Source organism: Clostridioides sp. ES-S-0123-01 (assembly GCF_020658415.1).
Taxonomy (GTDB): Bacteria; Bacillota; Clostridia; order Peptostreptococcales; family Peptostreptococcaceae; genus Clostridioides.
Window position 1 is genome coordinate 561,454 of record NZ_JACVWD010000002.1, and the last position, 21,336, is coordinate 582,789.

At 28.6% G+C, this 21,336-nt stretch carries 18 protein-coding genes and 1 riboswitch; of the genes, 4 read left to right on the plus strand and 14 right to left on the minus strand.

All coding sequences use genetic code 11. The annotated features are described in order from the left end of the window. Nucleotides 1-34 precede the first annotated feature (34 nt). Together IC175_RS06020 and IC175_RS06025 are read left to right on the plus strand one after the other, a co-directional pair. Nucleotides 35-538, plus strand: a complete 504-nt coding sequence (locus IC175_RS06020; RefSeq protein ID WP_227824461.1) for a flavodoxin family protein — start codon at nt 35-37, stop codon at nt 536-538. Beyond that, a complete protein-coding gene (locus tag IC175_RS06025) occupies nt 535-1,185 on the plus strand; it encodes an NAD(P)H-dependent oxidoreductase (protein WP_227433740.1) in 651 nt (216 codons plus the stop codon). The genes IC175_RS06020 and IC175_RS06025 overlap by 4 nt, the downstream gene beginning before the upstream one ends. A 346-nt stretch (nt 1,186-1,531) precedes the next feature. On the opposite strand, the gene IC175_RS06030 is transcribed toward IC175_RS06025, so the two are convergent. The 14 genes from IC175_RS06030 to IC175_RS06095 all read right to left on the minus strand — a co-directional run bounded on the left by IC175_RS06030 (nt 1,532) and on the right by IC175_RS06095 (nt 18,669). Beyond that, nucleotides 1,532-4,096: an ABC transporter permease gene (locus IC175_RS06030; RefSeq protein ID WP_227824463.1), complete on the minus strand. Its 2,565-nt coding sequence runs from the start codon at nt 4,094-4,096 to the stop codon at nt 1,532-1,534. Continuing rightward, nucleotides 4,083-4,772: an ABC transporter ATP-binding protein gene (locus IC175_RS06035; RefSeq protein WP_227433738.1), complete on the minus strand. Its 690-nt coding sequence runs from the start codon at nt 4,770-4,772 to the stop codon at nt 4,083-4,085. The genes IC175_RS06030 and IC175_RS06035 overlap by 14 nt, the downstream gene beginning before the upstream one ends. A gap of 298 nt (nt 4,773-5,070) precedes the next feature. Continuing rightward, on the minus strand, nt 5,071-6,135 hold the full coding sequence (locus IC175_RS06040; RefSeq protein WP_227835090.1) for a sensor histidine kinase: 1,065 nt from the start codon (nt 6,133-6,135) through the stop codon (nt 5,071-5,073). Then, nucleotides 6,125-6,817: a response regulator transcription factor gene (locus IC175_RS06045; protein ID WP_227824465.1), complete on the minus strand. Its 693-nt coding sequence runs from the start codon at nt 6,815-6,817 to the stop codon at nt 6,125-6,127. Before IC175_RS06045 ends, IC175_RS06040 begins: the two co-directional genes overlap by 11 nt. Nucleotides 6,818-6,998: 181 nt before the next feature. Beyond that, on the minus strand, nt 6,999-7,412 hold the full coding sequence (locus IC175_RS06050; RefSeq protein WP_227846211.1) for a cupin domain-containing protein: 414 nt from the start codon (nt 7,410-7,412) through the stop codon (nt 6,999-7,001). 115 nt (nt 7,413-7,527) lie between these two features. Continuing rightward, nucleotides 7,528-8,289, minus strand: coding sequence for an ABC transporter ATP-binding protein (locus IC175_RS06055; protein ID WP_227481883.1), 762 nt, complete (start codon nt 8,287-8,289; stop codon nt 7,528-7,530). Between the two features lie 14 nt (nt 8,290-8,303). Further along, nucleotides 8,304-9,839 (minus strand): glycine betaine ABC transporter substrate-binding protein, encoded by a 1,536-nt coding sequence (locus tag IC175_RS06060; RefSeq protein ID WP_227433733.1) that lies wholly within the window; start codon nt 9,837-9,839, stop codon nt 8,304-8,306. Nucleotides 9,840-10,203: 364 nt separating this feature from the next. Next, nucleotides 10,204-12,444: an excinuclease ABC subunit UvrA gene (locus tag IC175_RS06065; protein ID WP_227851283.1), complete on the minus strand. Its 2,241-nt coding sequence runs from the start codon at nt 12,442-12,444 to the stop codon at nt 10,204-10,206. A gap of 257 nt (nt 12,445-12,701) precedes the next feature. Beyond that, nucleotides 12,702-13,502, minus strand: coding sequence for a PIG-L family deacetylase (locus tag IC175_RS06070; RefSeq protein ID WP_227824468.1), 801 nt, complete (start codon nt 13,500-13,502; stop codon nt 12,702-12,704). A 357-nt stretch (nt 13,503-13,859) separates the two neighbouring features. Beyond that, nucleotides 13,860-14,735, minus strand: a complete 876-nt coding sequence (gene hslO, locus IC175_RS06075; RefSeq protein ID WP_227433730.1) for an Hsp33 family molecular chaperone HslO — start codon at nt 14,733-14,735, stop codon at nt 13,860-13,862. Nucleotides 14,736-14,928: 193 nt separating this feature from the next. Beyond that, complete coding sequence (locus IC175_RS06080; RefSeq protein ID WP_227851284.1) at nt 14,929-15,675, minus strand: class I SAM-dependent methyltransferase; 747 nt, start codon at nt 15,673-15,675, stop codon at nt 14,929-14,931. Continuing rightward, nucleotides 15,662-15,895: a small, acid-soluble spore protein, alpha/beta type gene (locus IC175_RS06085; RefSeq protein WP_227433989.1), complete on the minus strand. Its 234-nt coding sequence runs from the start codon at nt 15,893-15,895 to the stop codon at nt 15,662-15,664. Before IC175_RS06085 ends, IC175_RS06080 begins: the two co-directional genes overlap by 14 nt. 255 nt (nt 15,896-16,150) lie before the next feature. After that, nucleotides 16,151-17,269, minus strand: coding sequence for an N-acetyldiaminopimelate deacetylase (locus tag IC175_RS06090; RefSeq protein ID WP_227433728.1), 1,119 nt, complete (start codon nt 17,267-17,269; stop codon nt 16,151-16,153). 206 nt (nt 17,270-17,475) lie between these two features. Next, on the minus strand, nt 17,476-18,669 hold the full coding sequence (locus IC175_RS06095; RefSeq protein ID WP_227433727.1) for an L-serine ammonia-lyase: 1,194 nt from the start codon (nt 18,667-18,669) through the stop codon (nt 17,476-17,478). Nucleotides 18,670-18,992: 323 nt separating this feature from the next. Here IC175_RS06095 and dapA point away from each other — a divergent pair, with 323 nt between their 5' ends. Further along, nucleotides 18,993-19,874 carry a 4-hydroxy-tetrahydrodipicolinate synthase gene (gene dapA / locus IC175_RS06100; protein ID WP_227433726.1) on the plus strand — a complete coding sequence of 294 codons (882 nt, stop codon included), beginning with the start codon at nt 18,993-18,995 and terminating at the stop codon, nt 19,872-19,874. Between the two features lie 77 nt (nt 19,875-19,951). Then, a riboswitch (Lysine riboswitch) is annotated at nt 19,952-20,126 on the plus strand. A 173-nt stretch (nt 20,127-20,299) separates the two neighbouring features. After that, nucleotides 20,300-21,301 carry an aspartate-semialdehyde dehydrogenase gene (locus tag IC175_RS06105; RefSeq protein ID WP_227851285.1) on the plus strand — a complete coding sequence of 334 codons (1,002 nt, stop codon included), beginning with the start codon at nt 20,300-20,302 and terminating at the stop codon, nt 21,299-21,301. The last annotated feature ends 35 nt before the right edge of the window (nt 21,302-21,336 follow it).

Sequence of the window (21,336 nt, forward strand, 5' to 3'; positions counted from 1 at the left end):
AAGTCAACCTACATAATATAAAGGGGTAAAACTTATGAGACTTTTAATACATGATTTAACTGAAAAAGATTTAGATAATTTATTACCTAAACTTGATGACAATATAAAAATACTTTCAAACACTGAAGAAATCCACAAGTGTATTGGTTGTTTTGGTTGTTGGATTAAAACACCTACTACATGTGTCATAAAAGACTATTACAGAAATATGGGTAAATTGATAGCTGATTCTGATGAATTTATTATAATTAGTAGATGTTGTTATGGTGGCTTTAGCCCATTTATTAAGAATATACTTGATAGAAGTATAAGCTATCTCCTTCCATACTTTGTAATAAAGAATAATGAAATGCATCATAAAAATAGATATGAAAAACAGATAAATTTAAAGGCTTTATTCTATGGGGATTGTATTACAGATACTGAAAAAGACACTGCTACTAATCTAGTACGTGCAAATGCTGTAAATCTCAATATGAAGGAACATTCTGTTTCATTTTTTAAAAATCCACAAGATGTAAGAGGTGAATCTTTATGAATATAGTAATGATAAATGGAAGCCCAAAAGTAAAAGAAAATAATTCACAATACTTTTTATCTGAAGTAGAAAAACTTATACAAAAGGATAATGACATTCTCACATTTAAAATAGACAATGTATCTAAATATCCTAAAGCTATTGAAGCCATACTTACTTGTGATAGGTTAATAATTGCATTTCCTCTTTATGTAGATGGCATTCCTTCTCATTTAATTCGTTTTTTAGAGGAATGTGAAGAATGTGCGAAGAAACTAAATAAAAAATCTATTCCAGTATATGCAATAGTTAACTGTGGATTCTATGAAGGGAAACAAACTCATTTAGCAATTCAAATGATAGAAAATTGGTGTAAAAGGGTTAACTTTACATGGGTTCAAGGGATAGGAATTGGTGGAGGAGAAATGCTAGGTTCATTACAATCTACTCCTTTAGGTAAAGGTCCCAAAAAAAGCTTAGGAACTTCATTAGGAGAACTATCAAAGAATATACTTAGTAACAACATAGATAGTAACACTTCTAGTAAAGATAATATTTTTATATCACCTAACTTTCCTAGATTTCTATTTAAATCTATGTCTAATTATCATTGGACTCCTCAAGGTAAATCAAATGGACTGACTAAAAGTGATATATTAAGAAAATAAAAAATTAATATTAAAATAAATTTTACATAAGATATAAGTATTTTATTTGTCTTTAAAATTATGCATACAAATCTATACAAATCATGTAAAGCTTAAAATACTATATTAAAAACAACTTCTAAAAAGGGGCTGTCTCAAAATAGGGATAAGTCTCTTTTTCATTGTTTAAATAATGAAAATATATTTGATTTCATACAAAAAAAGAGTGCCTCATGAACCAAAAAGCTCATTTTGAGACATCCTCTTTCTATTGTGCATATAAAAAAATATCTTTTTATGCTACATTTAATTATTATTTAGCTTGAATTATATTTAACCATTATTCAGTTTCTATTATATTTAATTATTATTCAGCTTTCCTAATTCTTTCAACAATACTATCCTTAGAAACATTATGATAAACTATTAAAGGCACTATAGACGTTATCAAAAATACTATTAATATACTTATTATAAGCGCCCCTAATGGATAAGCATACACAGAATATCTTAATTTCATAATATTAAACCCTAAAAATGTTGCGATACTTCCAAAAGTAAGATTTACAATAGTTATTATCACCCCATAATAAAAACCTTCAAGCATTATCATTCTTTGAAGCTGTTTTCTTGTCATTCCTACTGCCTCAATCATTGCAAACTCTTGTTTACGAGACATTATATTTGTTATCATAGTATTTATAAAGTTTAGCACTCCAATCAATCCTATTATAAATACCGCACTCATACCTACAATCTTTATAACCTTTTGACTCTCTCTTGCCTCTTCTATATAGATATTTTTTGAATAAACTTTTGTATATGGATTATTGTATTTCTTATTCAAATTATTTATTTTATTTTCAACAGACTTCACATCACCATTTATATCAATTACCAGATTTTCTATATATGGCTTTATAACCATATTTTTAAAGTCATTTTCATTAATGTACATCCCCATATTAAAATTTTGTGCACCATCAAAAACTGCCATGACTTTAAACTCTTTATCTATATATCCTTTCCCTATAGTATCTCCTTTTAAATATCTAAACTTAATTTTATCTCCTGCTTTTATTTTACTTCCTTCATGTCCAGTAATTACTACATATCCACCTTCATCAAATTTTTTCTCATCTATAGAACCTGACAGTATTTTAGAATTCTTTTGAGAATATATAATATTGTTTTTTGATAGTTTACTTAATAATCTACCTGAAGATAATCCAACTGTATCTGAGGCTAAAAAACCATTATTTTCTGCAATTTCTTTTGGGTCTCTGCCCTGAAGAAATTGCTTTTTATATTCTTCATCTACTTTTTGAGTCAATATCTCATCTTTTAAATCTCCTTCATAAACTATATAACTTAAATCCTTGTACACCTTACTTACATTACTCACTCCATCAAGATTCTTAATATCTTTTATAAGATTTTCGTCAATTGGAGCAACTTCGTTATCTTCAGATTTAGCAGTGTCTGCAAGTCCATGACGTATTTCTATATCCCCTAACATCATACCTTCAGCAGCTCTTTCTGGATTAGAGCTACTTATAATTGCAGATACAGTCAAAAATATTATACAACTTAGTGACATAGAAACTAAAACTAAAATAGCTTTGCGTCTATTTCTAAACACATTTGCAAATGCCATCTTATGAATTTTAGAACCACTTTTCCCTCTTTTAGACTTACGTTTAATCTTATTACTTTTATCACTATATCTTACAGCATCTATAGGAGATACAGAACTTACAATCTTAGCAGGTTTTTTGCATGACAATCTAACAGTTACATATGAAAATACAACGGCAAATACAAATATTAACGGATTAAAATATTCAAATGCAGTTTTATTTAATCCATCCATAAACTTACCAACTAGAGGAACAAACACTATTCCTATTAAAAATCCCAATAATAAACCTATTGGTATAGCTATTATACATAATCTATTAGCTTGTTTAATAATCAATTTTTTTAATTGATATGGAGATGTTCCTATTGTTTTTAATAATCCATAATATTTTATATCTTTAACAACTGAAATATAAAAAATATTATAAATTAATAAATATCCACTTAAAAGTATAAGCATTACAATTAATATTATTGGTAATACATTTTTAACAACTTCTTTGAAAGTAGTTGCTTGTTTACTTAAATATATAGGATTTATAGTTGATTTTCCTGAATAAGGTTGGATTTTCTCAGTTAGTTTATCAAATTTAGACTGCAAATCTTTATCATTAAAAAAATTAAAGGATACACTTGTAGGAGCTACTTCATTTGTTTTTTTGTAATTATCATAGAAAGCTTCACTCGTAAATACATCATGAAGAGGTATTGCTGTAGCTGTTTTGTATTCAAAATATCCAACTAGTTTAAATTTGAACGTTTCTTTTTCATTAGTTAGTACCCCATCTTTAGTTTTTGGAATTATTAATTTTACTTCAGCACCTATTTTATGAGGTATATCTAACATATCTAATATCTTTGTAGGCATGACTATTTCATCATTATTTTTTGGTAAACTCCCTTCAATCATCTCTACATTTGCAGCATTTTCAAGACTTTTTTTATCATAAACGGTTAAATTCACTGTCTGAGTTGAAAACTCTGGATTTTTTAAACTTGCTATGTTTTTTACTATTCCAATACTGTTTTTGTCTACTGAACTATCTTTTTTTATAATTTCAATTTGCCTATTACTTAAAGCTTGAAATTGAACATGGTTCTTTGTCCCATATTCCATAGCTTTGTAACTATTAAAAGCGTCCAACATACTATATCCCACTGTAAACAATGATGTAAACAAAACTGTTGTCAATACTATTGCAAGCACTGAAACTATATTTCTCATTTTATTTGTTTTGAAACTTCTATTACTTAACTTTTTTATAATTTCCTTATTGTTATTCTGTAACATTGTTCTCACCTCTATTTACAACTTTTCCATCCTCAATCCTTATAATTCTATCAGCCATTTGAGCAATTTGTTCATTATGAGTTATCATAATTATAGTTTGGCTAAACTTATTACTAGTAACTTTTAAAAGTCCTAGCACATCTTGTTCTGTTTTGCTATCTAAATTACCTGTTGGTTCATCAGCTAGTATTATTGATGGTTTTGTTGCTAAAGCTCTTGCAATAGCTACTCTCTGTTGCTGTCCTCCTGATAGATTATTTGGTAGGTCATCCACTTTTTGACTTAATCCTAAAACTTCTATTATCTCATCTATATATTTAGTGTCTATTTTACATCCATCAAGTTCTATAGGTAATACTATATTTTCATAAACATTTAGTATTGGAACTAAATTATAATTTTGAAATATAAAGCCTACATTACGTCTTCTAAATATTGTAAGTTCTTCATCATCCATAGCAAATATATCATTATTATCAACAATTACTTTTCCATCACTTGCTCTATCAAGTCCCCCTATCATATGTAACAAGGTACTTTTTCCACTACCTGAAGTCCCAACTATAGCTACAAACTCCCCTCTATTTATACTTATATTTATTCCATCTAAAGCTTTTACTATATTTTCACCTTTTCCATAATATTTTTTTAAATTATTAGTCTCCAGTATTTTCATAATCAAATCTCCCTCTTACTTTATTTTATATATTTTTTAATTGTATATTAAACTTTCACGCTTATTGATTCCTTACTTAGATATTATCATGTAAGCCCCTATCCAATCCTCACAGTGCTGTTATATTTTAGATATGAATTATAACAATTTCGAGATATTTTGTGATATTTATTGAAGTGAAACTAAAAATAGTGCATATAATGTTATCTAATAAACACTATATACACTACTTCTAAGAATTTTTGATTTTATTTTCAAGTTATATATTATAAACATCAATTTTAAATAAATGCTAAGTCTAATTTTTCATATAAATATTAAATGTAGTTCCAATATTTTTTTGAGAATCTACTTTTATATATCCATTCTGTTTATTTATAATTTCTCTTGCTAAGTACAATCCAACTCCAATACCTTCTATATTCCCAACTTCTCTACTTCTATAGAACCTTTTAAATATATTGTTTATTTCACTCTCATCTATACCCATTCCATTGTCACTTATGATAATTTTAGTGAATATATCCATTTTATCAGTCTTTATACTTATCTTTCCTTCCTCATTGGTATACTTTACTGCATTTTCTATAATATTAAATAAAGCTTCACTAGTCCACTTTTTATCGTGACAAACTTCAATTTTATCATCTAAATCAATTTCTAGTAATATATTTTTTTCTTCTAATTTTAAAAACACTCCACTTAATGCACTTGCAATAGTATCACTTATTCTGCTTTTAGTCGTATTCAAAGATATAATACCAGTTTCTAACCTAGAAATTTTTATAAGTGCTTTTCCCAACCAGTCCAATTTATTTACCTGACTTTGCATGTTTTCTAAAAACAATACTTGATTCTTTCTATCTAACTCTTTTTGTATTAGAGTCTCATTATACATAGATATATTAGCTATTGGTATTTTTATTTGATGCGATATATCTGATATTAAAGTTTTTATATTTTCTTTTTCCTCTGAATACTTGCTGTTTTTAACTTCCATAACCTCTATCATATATTTAATTTTATTTTGAACTTTTGCAGTTAAAGTATCTTTATTTAAATCAAAGTGCATATTTTTATTACCCGATATAAATTCATCTATGTTATATATGATATTACTACTAAATTCAACTATGTCTTTTCTTATTTTATATACAAAAAATAACGATATAAAAAACATAGTAAATATAAAAATTAAAATTATACAATTAATATTTACAATAAATTCAGCTAAGTCAGGATGCACATATAAAATTTTGTTAGTTTGCATTCTTATTATTATTAAGGATAAACATGACACTATGAAATATATAATAGAAATGTTCTTGTAATAGTTCTTATTTAAACTTTTATTATTTTTCATCTTGTTCACCAACCCACATATAACCTATTCCATAAATAGTTCTTATGTACTTATGCTTTGATGTTTTCTGGTCTATTCTCTTTCTCAATCTATTTATATTTACAGTCAATGCATGTTCTTCCATATACTCACTATCATTGTCCCATATTGCATCTATCAATGCTTGTCTTGTAACTATTTCATTTTTATGTTGCACCAATTTCTTTAGAATTCTATATTCTATAGGTGAAAGGATTATATTTTCGCTATTTCTAGTTACAGTCATATTATCAAAATTAAATTCAAATTCTCCCTCAAATAAGACCTCTTCTTGTATTTCAACATTACATCTTCTAAGCAGTGCTTTTATTCTTTGTATCAATATGTTTATACTAAATGGCTTTGTTATGTAATCATCTGCTCCTATCTTAAATCCATTTACAATATCAGATTCCATATCACATGCTGTCAAAAACAGAATACCTACTTTTGAACTAGCTCTTATTTCTTTGCACAAGTCAAATCCATTTCCATCAGGAAGATTTACATCTAATATCATTAAATCTATTTTTTCTTTCTCAAATTTCTCTTTAGCTTCTTTTAGACTATATGTTGGTACAACTCGAAATCCATCACTTTGTAAGTTAAAACATATACCATTATTAAGCATAATATCATCTTCTACAACCATTATAGTTTCCATTTTATTTCCTCCATATTTTTTATACACATTAAATCATTGAGTTTCCTATTTTATTATACTAATTTTATTTTCTAAAAAACTATTATTATCTTAAATTTTCATTAATTCAAAATAAAAAGAGTGTATATTTAGTAATTTTAACTAATATACACTCTTCATTTTTTATAAGTTTATAAATATTCTATTTTAGTTTACCATAGTCTTCATCAGATACAGGCTCCAACCATTCATTGAAGGCTCCCTCTGCTGGTACTTCTACAGCTAGATGCTGAAACCAACTATCTGGTGCAGCTCCATGCCAGTGTTTTACATCTGGTGGTATATTAACTACATCACCTGCATGCAATTCCTGAGCTGATTTTCCAAACTCTTGATAATATCCTCTACCTCCAGTTACAAGTAAAATCTGTCCACCCTTATGATGTATGTGCCATGAATTGATTGTAGAAGGAGCAAAAGTCACATTACCAATTCCCACACCCTTAGTAGTAAGCATATTTAAATAACATTCTCCTGTAAAATACTGTGCAAATGCTTTGTTCTCTTCCCCAATAGGGAAAACTGCTCCTGTACCTAAATCTCTTTCTCTATCCATATTTAATACCTCCTATGCCTTGCTTAACTATTCTTACATTTTTAGTATACGACTTAAAGTTAACTCAAGGTCAATAGCTTTTCAGTATTATCATAATTTAATTTTTGGATTAACTTTATTCTTTTAAGTCATCATAACTTGTTATAGATTTTTTTACATTCAGTAATTGGTCTACAAATTGATTCGCAGGAGCATTTAAAATATTTTCAGGAGTATCATATTGTTGAATGACTCCATGATTCAATACTAAAGTTTTTGTACCCAAAATCAAGGCCTCATAAATATCATGTGTAATAAAGATAATCGTAATTCCTGTTTTTTTATGAATTTCTTTTATCTCTTTTTGTAACTGTTTTCGTGTAATTTCATCAACAGCTCCAAAAGGTTCATCCATCAATAAGATTTCTGGCGAAGAAGCTAAAGCACGTGCAATCCCTACACGCTGTTGCTGACCACCTGATAATTCAGATGGGTATCTTGTTTTCATATCATTTGGTAATCCCACGATTTGCATCCATTTGTCTACAGCATTTTTTATCTCTAACTTATTTTTTCGATTAAGGAGATTTGGCACATATGAAATATTTTCTTCAACAGTCATATGAGGAAAAAGAACACTTCCCTGCACACAATAGCCTATTTTTCTTCTTAATTTAATTAAGTCCTCATTTTTAATGTCTGTTTTATTAATTAAAATATCTCCTCCATCTGGCAAAATAAGACCATTAATCATTTTTAGAAGTGTTGTTTTTCCACTTCCAGATGACCCAATAACAGTTAAAAATTCTCCTTTTTCTATATCTAAATTTAGATTATTTATGATTGTTTTATCATTATATTGTTTTTCAATATTTTTAAATTGTATAATAGGTGTCATTATATTTCCTCCAATTATAAAAGTCCCTTTTTGTTCAAAAACTCATGTGCAACTTCTCTAGGCTCTAAATTATTATTTTCTACATCGTAATTCAATTTAGCCATCTCTTTATCAGTTAAAATATTTTTAACCATCTGGAATACTTTTGAAAGCTCTGGATGTTCCTCTAACACCTCTGAACGAATAACATTTCCACATTGATAAGATGGATAAAAGCTTTTATCATCATTTAAAACTACAACATCTGAAACACTATACTGACCATCAGTTGTAAATATAGGCATTACATCAATTTTTCCCTCATTGATTGCCTGATATTTAAGTCCAATATCTAAATCAACTGTGTTTTTAAAGTGTAAGTCATAGGTATTGCATAGTGGAGTATAGCCATCTTCTCTTTCATAAAAATCATACTCTGCACCAAATGTCAATTTAGAAGATATATCTCTCAAATCTGAGATATTCTTTAATTTATATTTATCTGCAATTTCTTTTCTGACTGCCAACGCATAACTATTAGAAAAACCATACATCCCAGTCCACTGCATTTTAAGTTTAGTTTTATATTCAGATTGTAATTTCTCAAACATATTTTCAGTGTATAATTCATTTTTCTTCAGTACCATATTCCATCCTGTCCCTGTATACTCTGGATAAATATCAAATTCTCCATTCTCCATAGCTGGCTGAATATTGGATGTTCCTCCGCCTACACCTTGTGTAATTTCTACTTTTAAATCTGTATTTTTTTCAATTAAAATATCCAACATTTCACCAAGAATATATTGTTCAGTCATTGGTTTTGTAGCAATATGAATAGTTTGAGTCTTTGCAGAGTTAAAAAAATAAGATGTAAAGATAGTTGTTATGAGGATAAGACTTCCTAGAATGGCAAATACTTTTTTCCTATTTTTCTTTTTTCTTTTTCTTTGTAAAAATCTTTCTACTAATCCTAGAATAAAATCAAATAACAAAGCCAATAGAGCAATAAGAATGCTTCCAGTGACTGTCATTACTGTGTTGTTTGTTGTGATTCCTCTATATATAGCTACCCCCAGACCACCAGCACCTATAAATGAAGCGATACCAGTCAATGCAATTGTCATAATAACCATGTTTCTAATCCCAGACATAATAACAGGTAAGGCTAGTGGAAGTTTTATTTTATATAGTATCTGAAAGTCTGTACTTCCCATACCTTTCGCTGCTTCAAGTATATTTTTATCTACGTTAGTAATTCCAGTATATGTATTTCTAACCATAGGTAATAATGCATATATAGTAAGAGCAATAACAGCTGTAGTATTTCCAATTCCAGATAATGGTATCAAAAAACCTAACATAGAAATAGATGGTATAGTGTATAGAAAATTGATAGTCCCCAAGATGGGCTTAGAAGACTTGTGAAATTCACTTACAATGATACCAATTATACCACCTAAAACAATTGCAATTATTATAGAAATAATAGAAATTGTCAAATGTTCGATGGATAGTTTTATAAAAAAATCACTTCTTTCAGATAATAGCGTTAGCATATCGTTTAGCATTACTTACACTCCTTTTATGAGTTTTACTTAATAAGATTCAAATTATAAAATTATAGTTTAGTTATAGATTGCATCTTACTACACTAAGTAAATTATTCCATAAATTACATGTTAAGGTCATAATATAAAACTTTCAAGTAGACACTAAAAAGTAACTAATAGAAAATCCTACCTTGTCAATCTTCATGAAAATAATAAAAAATGTCAGAACCGTTAAAAACTTGCTATTTAAACGGATTTCTGACACTATATTTAATTAAATTTGAATATTTATCATATTATTTATTATTGTTAAACTTAACTATCATATTATATACCCATTATATTTACTCATATATCATCTATATTTATTGTATTTTATTTATTATACTATATATTTTGCTGTTAGCGATATTTTATTGTTAGACAATTGTTTTGGAGTTCCTTCAAAGATTACTTTCCCACCTTTTGTCCCTCCCTCAGGACCCATATCAATAATCCAATCTGCTCTTTTAATTATATCTATATTATGTTCAATTATGATAACTGTATTTCCATTATCTACAATCTCTTCAATTATACTTATAAAATTTTCAATGTCAGCCATATGAAGACCTGTTGTCGGCTCATCTAATATATACACTGAACTTTCCTTATTTAATTCATTAGCAAGCTTTAATCTTTGACACTCTCCTCCAGATAATGTATCCAGAGTTTGCCCTAAAGTAAGGTATCCGATTCCCATTTTTTCAATGCACTGTAATTTCTTTTTAATCTGTTTTAGACTAAAAAATTCAATCGCATCTGAAACTGACATTTCAAGAATTTCTATTATATTTTGCCCTTGAAATCTATATTCTAAAACTTCTTTTTTAAATTTTTTTCCTTCACAAATATTGCAAGTACTTTTTATACTTTCCATAAATGCAAGGTTTGTTTGTACTGTTCCAGAGCCTTTACAATTATCACAAGCTCCTTCTGAGTTTGAGCTAAACAAAGACGCTTTAACACCATTTACTTTTGCAAAACTGTTTCTTATATCGTTCATAATTCCACTATATGTTGCTAAGCTTGACCTAGAATTAGCTGATACAGGGCTTTGGTCTATTAATACAGCATCTGTATTTTGCTTTAAAAATTCATGTTTAATTAATGTACTCTTACCAGCTCCTGCTACTCCTGTCACTAAAGTTAATACACCTTTAGGTATCTTTATAGATATATTTTTTAAATTGTTTTTATTACAATCTTTAATCTCTAAATATCCTCTATGTTCTCTTACATTTTCCTTAATAGAAAGAGCTTTATTTAAGGCATTTCCTGTCAATGTCCCACTTGAAAGCAACTTTTCATAACTTCCTTCATATACAACTTTACCCCCATACCTACCAGCTTTTGGACCTACATCTACAATGTGGTCTGCAATTTTAATAACATCTGGGTCATGCTCAACAACTATAATTGTATTTCCTTTATCACGTAATTTTCTTAGAAGATTATTTAATTTATAAACATCTCTTGGATGAAGACCTATACTTGGCTCATCAAAAATATACATCAAATCTACAAGGTTACTATTTAAATATTTTACCATCTTTACACGCTGAGATTCTCCACCTGATAGTGATGATGTTTCCCTATCTAAAGTTAAGTACCCTAGACCTATATCTATGATGTTATTTAGTTTTTCTAGTATTCCTTTAAGTAGAGGTTGTGCTTCTGGCTCATTTATATCTTTAATAACCTTAACTAATTCATCAAGTTGCATACTTGTCAAGTCTGCAATATTGTAGCCATTAATTAAAGATTTATATACGCTTTCATGAAGTCTTCTTCCATTGCAAACAGGACACTTGTCTTCTATAAGGAGTTTACTCAATTTTTTCTTAGTAGTCTCAGAAATTTCTCCTTCTTTACTTAGATATAGACGATTAAACTTAACCATTAAGCCTTCATATGTCATATTTATTTTTCCAGTTTCTTCTACTGTAATCTTTTCTGGCTCACCATATAAAAATTTTTTCAGCTCTTTCTCTGAATAATCACATATTTTCTTATCAATATTAAAGTATCCTGATTCGGCAAATATATTCCAGTGCCAAGAACCCACTCCGAAACCTGAAAGCAAAATAGCACCCTCATTTAGCGATTTATTCATATCAAGAATATGCTTCATGTTAGGTATTAGTTTTTTCCCAAGCCCATGACAATCTGGACACATACCATTAACATCATTAAAGGAAAACATGTTAGCATTACCTATATGCTTGCTTCCAAATCTAGAATATAAAGCCCTTAAAAAGGAATTTACATCTGTGATAGTACCTAAGGTTGACCTTGAATTACCTCCAAGTCTACTTTGGTCTATAATAATCGGTGTTGATAAATTTTCTATACAATCAGCTTTAACTTCTCCATACTTAGGTAAAAAACTTCTTACAAAAGTACTAAATCTCTCATTTAATTGACGTTGTGATTCTTTTGCAATTGTCTCAAAAACAATAGATGATTTTCCAGAACCAGATACACCTGTAAATATAGTTATTTTTCTTTTTGCTATTTTTAATGAAATATTATCTAGATTATTTTCCTTACATCCTTTTAAAACTATAAATTCATTACCCATACTTTAACCTCCTAAATTGTTTTTATAGCAAATTATAGCACGTGACCTATCCCTTGGTTGTATACTGTAGGGTTTAAAATTTCATATAAAAAGTCTATATAAACTTATTAAGAGCATAAAAAAAGTACCTCAAAATGATTTTTAAAATCATAACTGAGATACTAAACCTTGTCTAATCATAATATATTCTTATTATCCTCAAATACTTTTTTATCATTAGTAAATAATATTTTTAAGATACCTTTATCTAAATTACTTTAATCTTCACTTAACACAGACGTAAGTTCAGGGTCATTTAAAAGGTTTTCAAAATAGCTATGTGCTGAGATATACCCTATACCATACATTTTTCGTTTTGAATTTACAACCTTATATTCATAACACGCACTTTTGACCTTACTATAATCATTAAAATTAGTTGCTTTATAAATAGCTCTTTCATTTCTTGGTATGTACTTTACATATTTTGGTTTTATAAAATACAAGTCATCTTTTATCTTACGTTCACGTTTAAGCTTCTTTAAAACTGCACCATTTTTTCTATGCATTATATGGTCATCGTACTTATAATGATGAGCTATATGAGTGACATCACCCTTAAATTTATGTTCAAAATCTAATATTGTCTTTTCCATTAACTTATAATGTGTCCCCTCTTTTTTATCTATATCAGCAAGTATAATTATATTTTGTTGTTTTACTCCAAGCTCTTTTAGTGCTGACTTAAATTCATTGTTCCTAAGCTCTTCCTTTTGCTTCCTAGTTAAATTTCTAAATTTAGTATTAGCTCTAAAAACGTTCACTCCAGAGCCATCTGATACCAACACAACATATACATTATCAGTTCCACATTGTTTTATTGCATTAACAATAGCACTTCCTCCCCATAAGACTTCATCATCTTGATGCTGTGGGTAAAATACAGCATTAGATTTAAATTTTCTGCTATTGCTCTGTGGAATAGGTGTCTCAAGTTTACCATTAAGGTTAATAGCCATTATAAATATCATAAACAGTATTAATATACTTATGACTATGTGCTTTTTTTTGTTTTCCATTCTTAAAATTTTCTCCTTTTTATCAATTCAAATATCTTGTAAATTTTTGTTGTAAATAGGTTAAAATACACAAATTATTTTACAATAATTTGTAGCTTTATACAATCTTTGACACAAGGCACAATAAACTAAAAAAGCTCTCCAATCGCAATATTACAAATACTGCAATTAGAAAGCCCTTTAATTCTTAAAATTTATTAAGTTTATCTTTCTCAACATATCTTAGATTTCTTTCTTAACATCTTTAACATATAATTCTTATTTTTAATGAATTATATTTAAATTTCTATATTAATACTGATATTTTAATATTTCACTATTAATGCTACTATTTTAATATTCCACATTCATTTTATTCTACATTTCCTTTAAAATTTCAATCAACTCTTCTTCACTATACATATATTTCTCGTTACAGAACTGACATCCAACTTCTGCCTGTTTATCTTCTTCTATTATTTGAGCCAAAGATTTTTTCCCTATTGCCACTAAAGCAGTTTTCACTCTTTCCTTTGAGCACTCACACTCAAATCCAACTTCACAAGTATCAAGTACTTTAGGCTCTAAACCATCTAAAACTCTATTTAATATATCTTCTGGTAAGTTTCCTTCCTTTAACATATTAGTTATTGAAGGTAATTTAGCTACATTTTCTTCTAATTTTGCGATAGTTTCTTCTTCTGCATCTGGCATTAATTGAACTATAAAGCCTCCAGCAAACTCAACTTCATCCTCTTTTGTAAGAACACCTAAAGCTACCACTGATGGAGTTTGTTCTGACACTGCAAAGTAATAAGTAAAGTCTTCTGCAATTTCTCCACTTACTAATGGATAAGTTCCATTATATGGCTCTCTAAGACCTAAGTCTTTAATAACTTTTACAACACCTTCTGTTCCCACTGCTGCTGCAACATTCAACTTTCCATTTGGATAATCTTCAACTTCTACATGAGGATTTCCTACATAGCCTTTTACTATCCCCTTAGAATTTGCTGTTGCGATGATAGTTCCAATTGGTCCACCACCTTTTATTATTACAGTCAATTTATCACTGTCATTTTTCATCATCAATCCCATTATAGATGTTGCTGTTAATGTTCTACCAAGTGCTGCTGTTGCTACTTTTGTAGTTTCATGTAATCTTCTAGCTTCTTCTACTGTATTTCTAGTAGTTGCAACAAATGCTCTAACTTGACCATTTCCTGATGTCGCTCTTAGTACATAATCTTTCATCTGTATTCCTCCACATTTTGTTAATCATACTATTTTTCTATATTATTATTTTTTTCTATATTACTACTTTAAATTACTTTAATTTTTAATACAGAAAACTTTACCTTTTTTATTTTTACCAATAATATTTTATATCTTCATCAATAACATTTTATATTAATAACACTTCTTTTTGTACACAACAAGAAAAGCTTTATTTTTTACATACAAAGAATATCCTTTGACTTTCTTCATTAGGTTTTTCAAATGTAAAATCTCCATAATATTTTATATCCCTAAATCCAGATTTTTTAAGCATATCAACTATTTCATCCTCAGTATATGCCCTTTGTTGATGTACTTCTTCAAATCTTTCAAACTTTCCATATTCATCTTTAATAAAAAATGTCAGTTCCATTTCAATCAAATTTTCTTCATCATCAAAGTAATTTTGCCACATATAAGCTATATCTTCTCTGTTTTCTCCATACATATTATCTCCTAATATATTGGCTAATTTATAAAATGAACTTATATCAAATATAAAGATTCCATCTTGCTTTAATAATTCATATGTTTTTGAAAATACATTTTCTAAATCATCATCATAAGTTATATAATTAAATCCATCACAAGCACAAAGTACACAATCCAAATCGGATATATCAAAGTCCAGCTCTGATATATCTTGTTGAAGTAAAACTAACTCTACGCCTTCTTTTTCTGCCTTTTCTCTTGCTACACTAAGCATTTCATCAGATATATCAATTCCAGCTATATCATAGCTCTTTTTAGTTAATGGAATTGTGAGATTACCTGTACCACATGCTAATTCCAATATATTTTTTACTTTTACACCTTCATTAGCTATTATATCTTCTATATATTTAACCCATCCATCATAATCAACTTCATTCATAAGTTCATCATATACAAACGCAAAATCACTATATTGACTCATCCTTTTTATTCTGCCCCTCCACAATCTTTCTCAGCCTCTTTTTGCGTGATGTAAGCATACCTCCAATTCTTCCAGCTTCTTTAGCTGTAAGTCCTGCCCACCCACGTTCTCCAACTTTGTCCATAAGACCTAGTTCAGAGGCTATCTCATATTTCATTATATCATCATTTGTCAATATTTTAGTATTCTTGCCATTAGTTATCTTCTTTTCTCTTTTCATATTTTCTTTCAAAAAAATCACCCCTTCTTATTTGTATTTTTGTCAATTAAAAGAAATTTATACAAATAAGTAAGGGGTATTTATCAATTCATATGTTTTTAAATGTAAGTATTTTAAATTTATGACTTTTTAAAATTATTCTTTCTAAGTATGTGTTATTTATAATTTTAATATATGTTATTTACAGTCTTACCAAAAAATTGACCTTTTTCTCTAAGCTATCTACAACTTATTCATTACAAAACTGAATATATTTTAATCTATTGCTTTTTTATATTTTAATAGTTTTGCATAGACATTTAGTGCATTCACACATATTTTTTCATCAAAGTTAAAGTTTATATTATGAAGTCCATTTACAAATCCTTTTTTTTCATTTCTTGAGCCCAACATAAAGAACAGTCCTGGAACTTCTTTTTGATAATAAGAGAAATCTTCTGATATCATAAGTGGGTCTAATTCTATAGCCGTATCCTTTCCAACAGCTTCTACAAACTCTTTATACAAGTCCTTATCATTTTTAACAGCTATATAATCATCCATAATATTTATATTTACCTTACAGTTATAAGACAATTCAAAGCCTCTAGCAAGTTCTTTAACTCTAAGTTTCATTCTCTCATACACTTCTGGATTAAAACATCTAATAGTGCCTTCCATCTTTATATTTTCAGCTATTATATTTCTTCTAGCCCCTCCTTCAATTCTACCTATAGTCAACACTGCATTGTCTATTGGACTTATATTTCTTGATACTATAGTTTGAAGTGAACTTATAAAGTTTGAAGCTATCACTATACCATCAATTCCATTTTGTGGCATAGCTCCATGTCCACTTTTAGATACTATTTCTATATCAATATCTCCTATTTGAGCCATGAAGTATCCTTCTCTTGTACCTACATAACCTTCTGGTAATTCTGGGTATATATGAAGCCCATATATCTCATCCACATTGTATTTTCTAAGCACACCTGCATCTATCAATGCTTTTGCTCCACCTGGCCCTTCTTCTGCTGGTTGGAATATAAATACAACATTATCATTTAAATCTTCTTTATTATCATTTAAATACTCAATTAATCCAAGCAATATAGTAGCATGTCCATCATGGCCACATAAGTGTTTTACACCTTCTTCACTACGAAGACCATCTATATCAGCTCTAAAAGCTATATCTTTTCTTGGTCTTTTACCTTCTATCACACCTACTATTCCTGTTTCTAAATAAACTTCATATTCAACTCCTATTTTATCAAGATAATCCCTTATATATTTTGAAGTCTTATACTCTTTTCTTCCAATTTCTGCAATAGGATTTAATGCATTCCTATGCTTGTAAAGTTGTTCTTGTAAATACGATGCCTCTCTCATGTAATCTCCTCCAAATTATAATTTATTATAAAAATATTTCTATATCTCTTATAATTAAAATATTATATAATATACTTTCATATTTAAAAATAAAAAACTAAATTGAATATAAAAATATTTTGCATTATTAAATAATTCACCATTAATAATAATTCCCCTGTTTCATAAATCAAAACAGGGGAATTATTATTGAAAAATTTTTAATTTTAGCAAGAGAAGAAGTGTTTAGCAAGTCCACCTTTTGCAGTTTCTTTGTATTTATCCATCATATCGATACCAGTTTCTTTCATTGTTTCAACGACTTGGTCCAAGGAGACAGAATGTGAGCCATCAGTTAATAATGCATACTTAGCTGCATCATAAGCTCTTTGAGCTGCCATTGCATTTCTTTCTATACATGGAATTTGGACATATCCATATACAGGGTCACAAGTCATTCCTAGATGATGTTCAAGTGCTATCTCTGCTGCATATTCAATATGGTCTATAGTACCACCCTTTAAATACGCTACTGCCGCTGCTGCCATCGAACAAGCTGCTCCAACCTCACCTTGACATCCTACTTCTGCACCAGATATTGATGCATTAGTTTTTATTATATTTCCAATTATTCCAGCTACAAGTAATGCTTCAATTATTTTTTCATCATCGTATTTATAAAAATCTTGCATTGCAAAGAATATTCCTGGTATTACCCCAGCAGAACCACAAGTCGGTGCTGTAACTATTATATTACCAGAAGCATTTTGCTCTGAAGCTGCTAGTGCATATGCATATACAAGTGTTGAAAAACTTTTATCTTCTTGATACGCTTTATAAAAATTATTTGCTCTTCTTTTTAATAATAATTTACCTGGTATTACTTCATCTGTGCTTAGTCCATCATCAATAGATTTTCTCATAGCATCTTTTATAGTTTTTATATAGTCTTTTATATCAGATGGTTCACATTCTAACACAAAATCAACTAAAGTTTTATTATTTTCTTTACACCATTTCACTATTTCATCCATAGTGTCTAAGTGATATATACTATTGCTTTTACTGTTTCTTTGACCTTCTTCTGCTATAGTTCCTCCACCAACAGAATATACAGTCCATTCAGCTGTCACATTTCCATCTTTATCTAAAGCTTCAAACTTCATTCCATTTGGATGAAAATCTTTTATTATATCTTCCTCCCAAACGATTTCAACTTTCTTTGGAGCTATAGTTTTTTCAATTATATAATCTGTTAAGTGACCTTTTCCTGTAGCAGCTAAACTACCATATAATATTGCTCTAAAACTTTCTGCATCTGGATTTTCATTTTTAAATCTTTCCGCTGCTCTTTGTGGCCCCATAGTATGAGAACTTGAAGGTCCACTTCCTATTTTAAAAAGTTCCTTTAAAGTATCCATATTATTCCTCCTAAATTTTCTATGTTAATGCTTATTATTTATTTTTACGCACATATTTATTATAACCTAAATATATTAATTATTAGTTATTAAATTCGCATAAAATTTATTTTTTATTTCCATTTTGGTATATTTTATTAAATTAATATGCATATTTTGAGAATAAAACATTTATTTTAAATTTTTTTAATATTAATATAATATAAATATCTTACTTTATACAGTTAAGATATTAACTATACCTATTAAAATTAATTAATTTGTACTATAATTATTATTGTACTTAAAAAATTAAATTTAAATAAAAAAGGAGATTTGATTATATGTTATTTAAAGGTTCTGCTGTTGCTTTAGTTACCCCATTTATGGAGGATAACAATGTCAACTTTGAAAAATTAGGTGAATTAATCGAATACCATATTGAAAATGACACAGATGCACTAGTTGTTTGTGGAACAACAGGTGAAGCTACTACTATGAGTGAATCTGAGATTTTTGCTGTAATAAAATATACAGTTGAAAAAGTCAACAAGAGAATACCAGTTATAGCAGGTACTGGTTCAAACAATACTATGTTGTCTGTTCATATGAGCCAAGAAGCTGAAAAATTGGGAGTGGATGGTCTTTTAATCATAACTCCTTACTATAATAAGACTAATGAAAAAGGTCTTAAACTTCACTTTGAAACAATAGCAAAAAGCGTTAAATTACCAATTATTTTATATAATGTACCAGGAAGAACTAAGGTAAATATAAAGCCATCTGTTGTGGCTGAGCTTGCTAAAATAGATAATATAGTTGCTGTGAAGGAAGCTAGTGGAGATTTAGCTCAGGTTGCAGAAATAGCTAAATTAGTGCCTAAAGACTTCGCTATATACTCCGGTAATGATGATACTATACTACCTCTATTATCATTAGGTGGAAGTGGTGTTATCTCTGTACTTGCTAATATATGCCCTAAAGAAACCCATGATTTAGTAACTAAATTCTTTGAAGGTGACATTGAAGGCTCTAAAAAATTACAACTTGATATGGATACTTTAATTGACGCCTTATTTATAGAAGTAAATCCAGTTCCAGTTAAAACTGCTATGAATATTTTAGGTTTTAATGTTGGAGATTTAAGACTTCCTTTAGCTGAAATGGAAGAAGCTAATCTTAATGTCTTAAAACAAGAATTGACAAATTTTGGATTTAAATTTTAGCAATATTTCTATAAATAAGTTGATTTTTTCTAAAATATGTATTATTATTAGAATAATCAAATTTTAATATCCTATTAACCTAGGGTAGAGGTAGCTGTAAATAAGAGTATCCAATAGGAGCTGGCAAGCGTTAATGATTGGAAAAAGGATTTATAGCCGAAGAAAATATTTCTTGCAATAATATTTTCTGGGATTACACATAAGATGTGTAATACTGTCACTTATTTGTATAGGTGATGAGCTACAGGGTTTACTTTGAGTGATAAACTAGACGTACAAAGTATACCTTTGTACGTTTTTTGTATATAATTAAAGTTGTTAATATAATATTAAAGTTTTTAGACATATAAAAATATTAACATATCTTACTTGTATAGCTAAAATCAAATAATGTTTTAATAATTAAAAATTGGGGTGAATTTAATATGAAAAAAGTAAATGTGGCAATAGTTGGTGCTACTGGAATGGTAGGTAGAACATTTTTAAAAGTATTAGAAGAAAGAAATTTTCCAATAGAAAATCTATTTTTATTCTCTTCTTCTAAATCTGCTGGTTCTAAAGTAATGTTTTGTGGTAAAGAATATATAGTAGAAGAATTAAAAAAAACTTCATTTACTGATAGAGGAATACAAATAGCGTTATTCTCTGCTGGAGGAAGCATTAGTGAAAAATATGCTCCAATAGCTGCATCAAATGGAATCTTGGTAGTAGATAACTCTAGTCAATGGAGAATGAATCCAGATGTTCCTTTGGTTGTTCCTGAGGTAAATCCAGAAGCTATAAAAAAACATAAAGGTATAATAGCTAATCCAAACTGCTCTACTATACAAGCTATGGTTCCTCTTAAACCTCTTGATGACAAATACAAAATTAAGAGAGTTGTTTACTCTACTTACCAAGCTGTATCTGGTTCTGGTGTTAAAGGGGTTGAAGATTTAGAAAAAGGAATGACTGGTAATCCTACTGGATTCTATCCACATCAAATTTCTTATAACTGTCTTCCTCATATAGATTCATTTACTGAAAATGGATATACTAAGGAAGAAATGAAAATGGTAAACGAAACTATGAAAATACTTGATAACTACGACTTAAAAATAACTGCAACTACTGTAAGAGTTCCAGTAAAAAATGGTCATAGTGAATCTATAAACATTGAGTTTAATAATCCATTTGAATTAGAAGACTTAGTAAAAACACTTGAAGAAGCTCCAGGAGTTGTAGTAGTTGATAATCCTGCTAAAAATGAATATCCAACTGCTGTAGAATTTGATGATAGAGATGAAGTGTTTGTTGGAAGAATTAGAAGAGACTTTAGTGTTGATAATGGTGTAAACCTTTGGGTTGTTGCTGACAATATAAGAAAAGGTGCTGCAACTAATGCAATCCAAATAGCTGAAATGGCTATATCATATGATTTAGTATAGTATACAAATTTGTATAAATATATGATTTTGTAAAA